General features: G+C 41.3%; 5 protein-coding genes. All 5 read left to right on the top strand.

Features of this window, described 5'->3' with window-relative positions:
• Nucleotides 1-148 precede the first annotated feature (148 nt).
• Nucleotides 149-2,611 (top strand): glycoside hydrolase family 31 protein, encoded by a 2,463-nt coding sequence (locus ACFQZX_RS02585; protein ID WP_377111063.1) that lies wholly within the window; start codon nt 149-151, stop codon nt 2,609-2,611.
• Nucleotides 2,612-2,797: 186 nt separating this feature from the next.
• The gene (locus ACFQZX_RS02580; protein WP_377111062.1) at nt 2,798-4,417 is read left to right on the top strand and encodes a DUF6377 domain-containing protein; all 1,620 of its coding nucleotides are present in this window, start codon (nt 2,798-2,800) and stop codon (nt 4,415-4,417) included.
• A 451-nt stretch (nt 4,418-4,868) separates the two neighbouring features.
• On the top strand, nt 4,869-7,847 hold the full coding sequence (locus tag ACFQZX_RS02575; RefSeq protein WP_377111061.1) for a SusC/RagA family TonB-linked outer membrane protein: 2,979 nt from the start codon (nt 4,869-4,871) through the stop codon (nt 7,845-7,847).
• Nucleotides 7,848-7,858: 11 nt separating this feature from the next.
• The gene (locus ACFQZX_RS02570; protein ID WP_377111060.1) at nt 7,859-9,433 is read left to right on the top strand and encodes a RagB/SusD family nutrient uptake outer membrane protein; all 1,575 of its coding nucleotides are present in this window, start codon (nt 7,859-7,861) and stop codon (nt 9,431-9,433) included.
• A gap of 88 nt (nt 9,434-9,521) precedes the next feature.
• Nucleotides 9,522-12,818 (top strand): VCBS repeat-containing protein, encoded by a 3,297-nt coding sequence (locus ACFQZX_RS02565; protein WP_377111059.1) that lies wholly within the window; start codon nt 9,522-9,524, stop codon nt 12,816-12,818.

Genomic DNA, 12,818 nt, shown 5'->3' with positions numbered 1-12,818 from the left:
CTAAAATCAGAGGGTTTTTGCGTTATAAAAAATTCGATTGGCTTTATATTGATAGGTTAAGCGGCTGATGTGTTTTAATTTCATCCCCCGGAAAAAGGGTTAGCTCATAGCACGCCGGTCAACCATTTATAAACCTTTTAATAACGCCATGAAACTTAATAGTGCCTTCGCCCTTGCAGTGCTTTTCACCCTCTGCAGCGGATTTTTACATGCTCAAAACGGAGTAAAGCAGGCTGGTAACGTAACTGCTACAACCATAAACGATCAGGAAATAGATATCACTACGCAAAATGCTTTTGTAAAGCTTGCGGTATATAGCCCTAACATTGTAAGGGTGCGTATGGATAAGCAAAAGCTGGCCGACGATTTTTCTTATGCGGTTATAGGTAAACCGGTAAAAACAAAGGTAACTGTAACGCAAAACAATGATGAGATCAATCTTGTCACAGATTCGCTCAAAGTTAACATCAGAAAGAATCCATACCAGGTTACTTTCAGCACGCTAAATGGTGAAGTGATCAATGCAGACGAGCCGGGTTTAACAACCTCGTGGGTCAATGAATCGGTCACTACCTATAAACACATGCAGGATAACGAGCATTTTATAGGATTAGGCGAGAAGACAGGGCCGTTGGACAGAAAAGGCAATGCTTACACCCACTGGAACAGCGATACCTACGCTTATACCACCAATCAGGACCCTATCTACTCTACCATACCTTTTTATATTGGTGTGCATCATAACGTTAACTACGGGATATTTTTTGATAACACCTGGCAAAGCGATTTTAACTTCGGTGCCAGCAATAACCGTTTCTCTTCCTTTGGCGCAAAGGGCGGCGAAATGAATTATTATTTTATTTATCACACGCATATTGCCGATATCATTAAATCATACACCTCCCTTACCGGGTTAATGAAGTTACCGCCCCTGTGGAGCCTGGGTTACCAGCAAAACCGTTATAGTTACTATCCGCAAACAGAGGTGTTCCGGATAGCACAAACCCTGCGCGAAAAAAGAATTCCGGCAGACGGCATCACCCTGGATATCCATTACATGGATAAGTACAAAGTATTTACCTGGGATGCAGACCGCTTCCCGGACCCTGCCGGAATGACCAAAAAACTGGGTGACATGGGCTTTAAAGTAACACTGATAGTTGACCCCGGTATTAAGGTTGAGAAAGGTTACGGTACCTATGAGCGCGGTGTTAAAGATGATATTTTTGCCAAATACCCCGATGGTACATACTATACCGGGCAGGTATGGCCGGGATGGTGCCACTTTCCGGATTTTACAGATCCAAAGGGTAGGGCTTTTTGGGGTAACGAGCTGAAAAAGTACGCGGCCGAAGGTATTAGCGGTATCTGGAATGATATGAATGAGTTTAGCACCTGGGGCCAGAAAGTGCCGGATAATATCCTGTTCAGTTATGAGGGTAAGGGGGCCGCACACCCGCAGGTGCATAACGTTTATGGTTTAGAGATGATACGCGCCAGTTATGAGGGCTACAAGGCCGCGCGTGAAAACAAGCGCCCTTTTATCCTGACCCGCTCCGGCTACGCAGGCCTACAGCGTTATGCTGCCATCTGGACAGGCGATAACCGTGCTGAAAATGACCATATGCTGCTGGGCGTGCGTTTAATGAATAGCCTTGGCCTTAGCGGTGTGCCTTTTGCGGGTATGGATGTTGGGGGCTTTACGGGTGGCGCGTCACCGTCGCTTTATGCACGCTGGATGCAGATAGGTGCCTTTAACCCGTATTTCCGTAACCACTCCGGTATCAACTCAAAAGCATCTGAGCCATGGGCCTATGGCGAAGAGGTAATGGAAATTACCCGTAATTACATTAACCTGCGTTACCGCTTGCTGCCATACATATACTCAAGCTTTTATGAAGCCACACAAACCGGCAGCCCTATAATGCGCTCGCTGGCTATTGATTATACGCATGACGAAAATATTTATAGCGGGCAGTATGATAATCAGTACATGTTCGGTAAAGCTTTCCTGGTATTTCCGTTTGATGGTGTAACCAACTTTGGTAAGTTGTATTTTCCTGCAGGTAAGTGGTATGATTTATATACCGGTGCCGTACAGCAGGGCAACCAAAAAACCGGCATCGACCTGTATACTTCTAAATTGCCGGTATATGTTAAAGAAAGTAGCATAATACCTATGCAATCGCAGATACAAAACACCACAGAAACCCCTGCTGATACTTTGTACCTGCATGTTTATAAAGGAGATGTAAATAATAAATTTGTTTACTACGAAGATGATGGTGCAAGCTTTGATTATGAGAAAGGGGGTTATTACAAACGTACAATTACTTATAATCCCGCAAAAAAAACGATCATCTTAAGTAGTGTAGACGGATCGGCCAAATCAAAATTCAGTAACATTAAACTGATGCTGCATGGTTTCGGCGAAGCAGGCCTAAGTGTCAAAGTAAATAACAAAGCGATGCAGGCTGTAAACGATTTCCAGGCGCTAATGGTGCCCATTTCGCGTTTTGACCCTACGGGATTATCAAACCCTGTAGAAGGTGAAAAAATCAAAAGCCTTGTTTTTAAAAACAGCAGCAGCCAGCTAAGTATAGCTTATTAAGGTTTAAAAATTTTATTGCTGTATACTTAAGCCTGTGTCTTTTTTATAAGATGCAGGCTTTTTTATTAGGTTTTTTATAAAAAACATGGATACGGGTTTAATTCGGCGGATAATTGCTAATATTACGTTCGGGAAAATTGCAGCTCAGGCAGCAATTGTTAACCATCCCCTGTTTAGACCAATTATATGAAACTGTTGTTGCGGGTACTGTTTACACTACTTGTTATTTATCCGGGTATATCACATAGTAACGATACAGACAGTTTATTAGCAGCTTTAAAAAACGAAATTAACCGCAAGCATGTTTATGATAATGCAAAGCAGGCGCGTATCCGTCAGTTAAAAAACAAACAACAGCTTACCCCTGCAAACGATTATACAAAGCAATATGAACTATGTGTTAAGCTGTATGACGAGTACAAGTCTTACCAGTATGATTCGGCCTACGTATATGTTAATAAGCTGAAAGACCTTAGCGTTGTAATGAACGACATGTCCCGGGCTTATTACAGCCAGATTAAGCTTGGGTTTATTTTACTGTCATCCGGAATGTTCAAAGAAACCTTTGACAGTATGCGTATGATTAACCCAAAAGTACTGAACGACTCGATGCGGAAGGAATACTATTTTATTATGTACCGCTGTAACAGCGACCTGGCCAGGTACAATAATGATAGGTATTTTACACCTGACTATATTAAAGCGGGCAATGCGTATATCGACTCGGCTATCAGCCTGACCCAGGCTGGCTCTGTAGAACATATTTATTACACAGGGTTAAAACATATCGGGAATAACGATCTGCAAAAGGGATCTGAAGAGCTTGGTAAGCTTATATCATCAGATGCGCCGGTATCTATGCATTTACGGGCCATGATAACCTGTTCGCTCGGGCAAATATACATCAGCAGCGGCACACAGCGGCAGGGCATAAACCTGCTTATCAATTCGGCTATTGCAGATATTAAATCGTCCACTAAAGAAACCGTAGCCATGTTTACGCTTGCCGAGCAGCTATATAAAACAGGTAATGTTAAAGATGCGTACACATTTATACAAATGGCAAAAGCCGATGCCGACTTTTATGGCGCCAGGCAGCGGAAAATACAAATAGGTGCTATTTTGCCCGCTGTAGCCGCCGAAGAATTGAACCATTCTGAAAAAGAAAAAAATACGATACTCATTTACCTTGCCGCAATAACAGCCCTTGCATCATTGGTTATTATATTTCTGGTAATGATATATAAGCAATTAGGTAAGTTAAAGCATAAGGAACGTATCATCGAAGAAAAAAACATCCAGCTAAAGGATATTAATTACAAACTGGTTGAAGATGCTACCATTAAAGAAGAGTATATCGGCCAGTTTTTCAAGATCATTTCGGGCTATATTTTGAAGCTGGAAAAACTGAAAATGTCTGTAGACACCAAGCTATCTATAAAAAAGTATGATGACATCCGTGTAATGATCAATGAGATCAATATTAAAAAGGAACGTGAAATTTTATACCATAGCTTTGATCATATTTTTTTAAAGATCTTTCCCAATTTCATTTCGGTATTCAACTCACAGTTTGAAGAAAAAGACCAGATATGGCCTCATGAGCACGAGGTGTTAAATACCGATCTTCGGATCTTTGCTTTAATAAGAATGGGTATCAATGATAATGAAACCATTGCTAAGATACTGGAATACTCTGTAAACACTATTTATGTATACAAAATGCGGATAAAAGCAAAAGCGAAAAATCCGGAAATTTTTGAACAAAGAATAATGGATATAAAAGCGGTTGATATAATTGAATAAAATCATTTGACATCACCCTATATTTTTTTAAAAACTATTTAAGATATATTTTTTAGAAAAAAGGGTTAAAAAAGCTTGTAAAGCCTTTATATTTTTAGATAACGATTGATATTTAAGTGTCTGATTTGTAGCTATTTAATATTTATAAAGCTTATATTTTTAAATAAATAAGGCAAAGTAGTAGTTAATGACACTCAAGACATACATATTTGTATAAAGAAAAGGTGTTTTAATAAGTTGATTACTTTTTAGACATTTAATTTTAGCTCCTGATAAGAGCATTATAAACCAATAAAGACCAATATATAGTTAAAATTTTTCCGGAAAGTTGTTCCGGGTGGAGGCTGTAAGTGCGTTACTTATGTGATTTGCAATACAGCTTTGTTATGCGTGTATTTTATAATTTTATACAAGACCTTATATAACCAATTCATCAATTAAACCACAAACTATGCAATTTAAACACTTACTCACCCTATGTTTTTTTGCTTTGGCCTCCCTGTTTGTTCAGCCGGTACTGGCACAGAACAAAGTAATTACAGGTAAGGTAACCGACAAAAAAGACAATTCGCCGCTTGTTGGCGTATCAGTAGGCGCAGCCGGGGGCATTGGTACCCTAACCGGTGCTGACGGTACATTCAGGCTGTCTGTACCGGCAAGCGTTACCAGCCTTAATTTTTCTTACATCGGGTACAATGCCCTAACCGTACCTTTAAATGGCCAAACAACACTTAATGTAAGTTTGCAAACTGCAAGTACCAGTCTTAGCGAAGTTGTTGTGGTAGGTTATGGTACCCAACGGGTTAAGGATGCAACCGGTTCGGTATCATCTTTAAGTTCTAAAGATTTCAACAGAGGGGTTATTGCTACTCCAGACCAGTTGCTACAGGGGCGTATCGCTGGTGTACAGGTAAGCTCGGCAAGTGGCGAACCAGGCGCAGCAGCAACAATTAACATTCGTGGTACCAGTTCTATCAGGGCAGGTACAGATCCGCTTTATGTTATTGATGGTGTGCCATTGGATAACAGTGGTACTTCGGGCGGTTTTGACGCTGGTGCAGGTTCATCAAGCGCACGTAACCCGCTGGCCTTCTTAAACCCTAATGATATCGAAAATATCAGCGTATTAAAAGACGCGTCTTCTCAGGCAATATATGGTTCACGTGGTGCTAATGGTGTAGTTTTAATTACTACCCGTAAAGGCCGCAAGGGTCAGGGCATTCAGTTCACTGCCAACACAAGTGTATCTAATGTAGCCAAACGTTACGATTTGTTAAACCGCGATCAATTCTTAGCCGGTGTAGCTGCTACAGGTGCAGATGCTACTGCAGTAGATGCTGGTGCAAATACTAACTGGCAGGATCAGATTTTCCGTACAGGTATCAGCCAAAGCTATAACGTTGCCTTAGGCGGCGGTACCGATAAATCAAGCTACCGCGCGTCTGTTGGTTATGATAATCAAAATGGTACTATTAAGGAGTCGGGCTTAAAGCGTTTAACCGGCCGTTTAAATGCCAACCAATCGTTATTTAACAATTTCATCAGGCTTGATCTGAACTTCTTGGCATCAAACGTTAAAAACAAATACGCTCAGATAACTAACAACGCAGGTTTTGAGGGTAGCTTGATAGGCGCAACCTTGCAAGCTAACCCTACTTTGCCGGTTTACAATGAAGACGGTAGTTGGAATGCCGGTTTCTCATCATCATACCGTAACCCTGTTGCTTTAATTGAAGGTATCGACGACAGAGATAATATCAATCGTTATTTAACTAATCTTACTGCAACCTTTAACCTGACAAAAAACCTGTCTTACAAGGCTTCAGCCGGATACGACTATTCAAAAGGTGAAAGAAAAACATTCTTTGATCCTAATTTGCCGGGCTATACCGGAAGCTCAGGCTACCGTAACCAGACGATTTCTGCCGTATTAGGTAATGGTCGCGCTATCTATCAGGACCAGAAATTAAAGAACTTCACCATTGAGCACACATTAAACTATGATAAAAAGTGGAGCGACAATAGTCAGTTGACTGCATTGGCAGGTTACTCATACTATAGCTACAGAAACTATGGTGTTAATGATATAGCATGGGGCCTGGTAAATGATAAATATGTAAAAGATATTAATTCTTTTGCAGAGCGCTTGCCATACCCAACCGGTGATAGTACAAAAACTGAATTACAGTCATTCTTTGGGCGTGTATTTTACTCTTTCAAAGACAAATATTTGTTCACAGTTACCGTACGTAGGGACGGTTCATCAAAATTTGGTGCTAATAACAAATACGCTACTTTCCCAGCAGCCTCATTCAAGTGGAAAATAATGAATGAAAGCTTTGCGCCTAAAGGAATTTTCAGTGACCTGAGCCTTCGCTTAAACTGGGGTAAAACCGGTAACCAGGAGTTCCCTGCTTATGCTTCAATAGCAGTTCAGCAGTTACAGTATAACAACTCAACAGTTATTATTAACCCGCCAAGCCCCAATTTAAGATGGGAAACCACAACGGCTTATGGCGCGGGTGTAGACTTCGCTGTACTTGATGGAAGGTTAAGTGGTACAATTGATTACTTTAATAAATCTACCAAAGACCTTCTGTTCTTCCAGGATTATGCGCAACCTGCTGCATTTTCCAGAAGATGGGTTAACCTGCCAGGTATCGTAAAAAATACCGGTGTTGAGCTTGGTTTAAATTTCGAAGCTATCAGAGGTAACAAATTCAACTGGAATGTTGCCTATAACATGACCCTGCTGAAAAACAGAATGACTAAGTTTGGCAACGGTAACGTAATTACCGGTAACATTGATGGCCAGGGTTTATCAGGTGCTTATTCACAGGTTATAACCAACAATCAGCCATTATTCTCATTCAAAGTAGGTACTTACACCGGCCTTGATGAAAACGGTTTCAACAACAACCCTACGGCTATTGATAAAACAGTTATAGTAGGTAGCGCGTTACCAACATTTACAGCTGGTTTAACCAATAATTTTAGCTACGGTAACTGGAATTTAAGCGTGTTCCTAAATGCTCAGACCGGTTTCTATATTTACAACAACACTGCAAACGCTTATTTTCTGAAAGGCAACCTATTAAGCGGTCGTAACGTAACAAGAGAAGTAGCAAACAGCAACGAAAATCCATTAAACTCTGGAGATGTATCAACCCGCTTCCTTGAAAAAGGTGATTTCTTAAGAGTATCTAACGTATCGTTGGGTTATACCTTCAACATGGGCGCTAACAGTGCTATTAAGAGTTTAAGAGTTAGCCTTGCAGGCCAGAACCTTGCCCTTATCACAGGCTACAGCGGTATTGATCCGGAGATCAACACCAATAAAGCCAGAAACGAAGTTCCGTCACGTGGTATAGATTACACAGCTTACCCAAGTGCACGCACATTTACTTTAGGATTAAACGCAGGTTTTTAATAAATAATAATATGAAAAGATTACATATAAAGATCAACATAGCAGCTTGCACCTTACTAGCGGTATCAGCTTTAAGTTGTACCAAGCTTAACGAACAATTATATGGTTCCAAGACTGCATATGATGCTACCAAGCCAGCATCAGCATCAGATTTAAATGGTGTTTACGCGCAGTTGAACGGCCAGACAGATCAAGCTAACACATACGCTTTGCAAGAGCATTCAACAGATGAGATGATGGGGCCAACCCGCGGTACCGACTGGGGCGACTTTGGTACCTGGAGAAAGCTGCATACCCATAGCTGGGATGCTACGCACAACCAGATAAATGATACCTGGGATCAGTTAAATATCGGGGTTTTCCGTGCTACACAGGTTATCAGTACCGCTACTGACAATTCAATAAAAGGACAAGCGAGCTTTTTAAGGGCCTACTTTATGTTCCAGATTGTTGACTTGTACGGCCAGGCGCCTTTCCGCGATCCGGCTTCATCTCCTGATGATCTGCCAAAAGTTTATAACCGTGCTGAAGCAACCGATTTTATTATCCAGGATCTTGAGTTTGCTAAGGCTAACCTTGGTGCATCTGCAAACATAGGCATAGCAAGCAAAGCGGCTGCAGCAGCCCTTTTAGCTAAGGTTTACCTTAACAAAGCTGTTTATACAGCAGCACAGGTTGGTGGGCCGTTTACTTTTGAAAAAGCAGACATGGATAAGGTTATTGAAAACTGTAACATTGTAGAGGCTGCCGGTTATACTATTGAAGGTGCAAATAAGTATTTTCAGGATTTTGCCTGGGACAATACAGAAAAATCAACCGAAAATATATTTGGTATAGCAAACTCTGAAACAAGAGTGGTAGCAAATGCCAACAACCGCTGGAGAATGGGTGCACACTATAACCAGACTCCTGACGGATGGAACGGTTTTACTACTTTAGCTGATTTTTACAAATCATTTGATGAAAAAGACGAACGTCGCGGTATAGCATATCCGGGTTTAACAGAACTGATAGGTATAAGAACCGGTTTTGCAGTTGGTCAGCAAAAAGGGCCTAAAGTAGGTGGTGGTTTGGTTGACTTGAAACAAAGAGGTGGCCAGCCATTGATTTTTACTGAAAACGTAAATCTTAACTTTTCTACTGAAGCTCAAGGTATCAGGGTGTTTAAATACTTTCCAAAACCTGTTCATAATGACAAGGATAACATCTGGAAAACAGACGAAGACCACAACCCTAACGATTATGTAATTTTACGTTATGCGGATGTTGTATTGATGAAAGCAGAAGCTATAATGCGAGGCGGTACAGATCCGGAAGGTGCAACTGCATTATCATTGGTAAACAGCGTGCGAGCTCCTCGTGGCATTGCGCCGCTTACTGCAGTGAACGAAGCTGATATGCTTATGGAACGTGGCCACGAGCTTTATTGGGAAGGTTGGAGAAGAAACGACCTGATCCGTTTCGGTAAGTTTAACGATCCTGTTGATCAGCGCCCTAACGCTTCTGATAAAACACGCACTTTGTATCCGATACCACAACGTGCGGTTGACACCAACCCTAACCTGAAACAAAATCCGGGTTATTAATAAATTAGTTGAAAAGCAATTTCCAATTAGTTATATTTGATTTACAACGTAGCGAAGAAATTCGCTACGTTTGTTTTTTGTGCTTGTGATGCTAAGAAAAAGAACCCTTTTCCCCCTGGTTTTTATTGCTGCCGTTTGTTTATCATGTCATAAAAATGGTGTTGATAACCCGCTGTTTTCTATTCAGCAGAACGATAATCTGGGCATAAATTTTACCAATCAGCTTACCGACCATAAGGAAACAAACATCTTTACCTTTCGTAATTACTATAACGGTGGTGGAGTAGCCATTGGCGATGTTAATAACGATGGCCTTAATGATATATACCTTACGGCCAACCAGGGTAATAATAAGCTCTATATCAACAAAGGTAACTGGAAGTTTGAGGATGTAACTGATAAGGCAGGCGTTAAAGGCACCAAATACTGGAGTACCGGAGTAACTATGGCCGATGTAAACGGCGATGGCTGGCTGGATATTTACGTTTGCCACAGCGGCAATATCATTGATAAAAAAGGGAACGAGCTTTTTATTAATCAACACGACGGCACGTTTAAAGAAGAGGCCGAAAAATATGGCCTGACTGATAAGGGCCTTTCCACCCAGTCGGTATTTTTTGATATGGATAACGATGGTGATCTGGATTGTTTTATCCTCAACAATTCATTCAGGCCTATCGGCTCTTTTGATTTTAGCAAGAACTTACGTGAGGTTGTTGATGACCTGGGTGGTGCGCACCTGTACCGCAACGATGGCGGGCACTTTACCAATATAACCAGGCAGGCAGGAATATTTTCAAGCGATATTGGCTTTGGCTTGGGTGTATCTGTAGCGGATGTGAATAATGATGGATACCCGGACCTTTATGTATCTAACGACTTTTTTGAACGCGATTATCTGTATATCAATCAAAAGAACGGAACTTTTAAAGAGGATGTCCAAAACGAAGCGGGTCATCTTAGCCTGGCCTCAATGGGATCAGATGTAGCTGATATCAACAACGATGGTAATTTGGATATTTTTACTACAGAGATGCTTCCGGAAGGAGATAAACGCCTAAAACGGATAACTTCTTTTGAATCGTTTGATGTGATCAAGCTAAAACAGCATGACGGGTATTATAACCAGTTTATGCAAAACTGCCTGCAGTTAAACAATGGCGACGGTACTTTCTCTGAAATTGCATTTAACGCGGGCGTAAGCGCTACAGACTGGAGCTGGGGCGCCTTATTTTTTGATATGGATAATGATGGGTGGAAAGACATCTTTGTATCAAATGGCATTTATAAGGACCTCACCGATCAGGATTATATCGAATTTTTAGGCAACCGTGAAAATATGGAGAAGATTGCCGAGAAAAGAAATTTTGATTACAAAGACTTTGCTGATAAAATGGTATCAACACCTGTTAGCAGCTATGCTTTTAAAAATAATCGTGACCTTACATTTACCAATAAAGCGCATGAGTATGGCTTAGATCAGCTCTCTTTCAGCAACGGCGCTGCCTACGGCGATCTGGATAATGACGGTGATAACGACCTGGTGGTGAATAATGTAAACATGCCGCTGTTTGTGTATAAAAACAATACCGAAACACTGCATAATAATTATTTGAACCTGCGTTTGCGCGGAGATGGACTTAACCGCTTTGGAGTGGGCGCTACGGTAAAGGTATTTGCACAGGGTACATCAATTTTGCATTACCACCAGCCAACGCGTGGCTTTGAAAGCTGTACTTCGCCTAACCAGATCACCCTGGGTTTAGGCAAAATCAAAAAAATTGATTCCCTGCAGATCATCTGGCCTGGTGGTAAATATCAAACAGTTAAAAACCTGGCCGTTAATAAAACATATACTTATAATGCATCGGCTGCTACAGGTGTATATAAATTTGCTAAACCACCCGTTAAAACTTTGTTTACCGAAACCGAAAAAACGTTGTTTGATTCGGTTCCTAAACATACCGAAGATGGTTTTATCGACTTTGATAATGAGCGTTTAATGCTCCAAATGTTATCTACCGAGAACCCTTATATGGCCAAAGGCGATATCAATAATGATGGCCTTGATGATTTTTACTTTGGCAGCTCAAAAGACAACCCTGCAGCTATCTATGTGCAGCAAAAAAACGGTCGTTTTAAACGTTATGTTCCGCCTGACCTGGAAAGGCAGGTTTATTTGGAAAATGCGGGCGCCGCCTTTGGCGACTTTGACGGCGATGGCGACCAGGACCTGATTATTGGCGTAGGTGGTAATGCAGACGAGGCCGGTACCAATATTTACTATCCCCGCTTTTATGAAAATGACGGAAAAGGTAATCTGCATCGTAATGCTCAAAAAGCAATTCATGCGGCAGTAAATGCATCGGTAATTATGGCTTGCGATTATGATAAGGATGGTGCCTTAGACCTGTTTATAGGTGGCCGCAGTGTGCCGGGTACTTATGCGGTATCGCCAAAATCATACATATTGCATAATGATGGCAAAGGTAATTTCACAGATGTTTCCGCTCGTGTATTGGGCGATATTCACCCCGGTATGGTAACCGCCGCCCAATGGGCGGATATCGATGGCAATGGCTACCCTGATTTAATTATTGCAGGTAACTGGATGGGTATTAAAATCTACAAGAACTATAAAGGTAATTTTACCTATGACCCCCAGTTAGATAAATACAAAGGCTGGTGGAGCAGTTTGCAGGTTGCCGACATCAACGGCGATGGTAAGATGGATATAGTAGCGGGAAACATCGGCCTGAACTCTAAATTCCATGCTACCTCAAAGGAGCCAATGCGGATATATGTGAAAGACTTTGATGGCAATGGTACCAAAGAGTGTATAACATCTGTTTACCGCGAGCATGAGCCCTATGTATTTCATATGAAACCGGATCTGGTAGGGCAGATGCCCATACTAAAAAAACAATACCTGCATTACACCGACTTTGCCGGTAAACGCTTTAACGAGGTATTTATCGACGAAATGCTGCAGGGTGCAGAAGTGCATGAAATGAATTATCTTGCATCAGCCGTATTTATAAACCAGGGTAATGGCACGTTCAATTGCAAGCAATTGCCCTATAACGCCCAGTTGTCGTCGGTAAACACTATAATTTGTGATGACATTGACAACAGCGGCACACCTTACTTAATTTTAGCCGGTAATTTTTATGGCTTTAAGCCCGAGGTAGGCCGGTTAGATGCCAGTTACGGAACAGTATATAAGTATACAAATAACGGGTTCATTTATTATCCGCCTTCAAAAAGCGGTATTAAAATTAGCGGACAGGTGCGCTCATCGGTGGTGTTAAAAAATGCAAATGCACAAAAATACTTCATGTTCGGGTTAAACGACGATAAGCTTAAAGCCTACAAATTACGTTAA

Origin of the sequence: Mucilaginibacter litoreus, assembly GCF_042676805.1 — a bacterium.
Lineage (GTDB): Bacteria > Bacteroidota > Bacteroidia > Sphingobacteriales > Sphingobacteriaceae > Mucilaginibacter > Mucilaginibacter litoreus.
The sequence above is the reverse complement of the archived record's forward strand: the minus strand, read 5'-3'. Positions and strand labels throughout refer to the sequence as shown.

Coding starts and splice junctions, on each gene's coding strand:
- ACFQZX_RS02585 (WP_377111063.1), top strand. CDS start 149: ATGAAACTTAATAGTGCCTTCGCCCTTGCAGTGCTTTTCACCCTCTGC.
- ACFQZX_RS02580 (WP_377111062.1), top strand. CDS start 2,798: ATGAAACTGTTGTTGCGGGTACTGTTTACACTACTTGTTATTTATCCG.
- ACFQZX_RS02575 (WP_377111061.1), top strand. CDS start 4,869: ATGCAATTTAAACACTTACTCACCCTATGTTTTTTTGCTTTGGCCTCC.
- ACFQZX_RS02570 (WP_377111060.1), top strand. CDS start 7,859: ATGAAAAGATTACATATAAAGATCAACATAGCAGCTTGCACCTTACTA.
- ACFQZX_RS02565 (WP_377111059.1), top strand. CDS start 9,522: ATGCTAAGAAAAAGAACCCTTTTCCCCCTGGTTTTTATTGCTGCCGTT.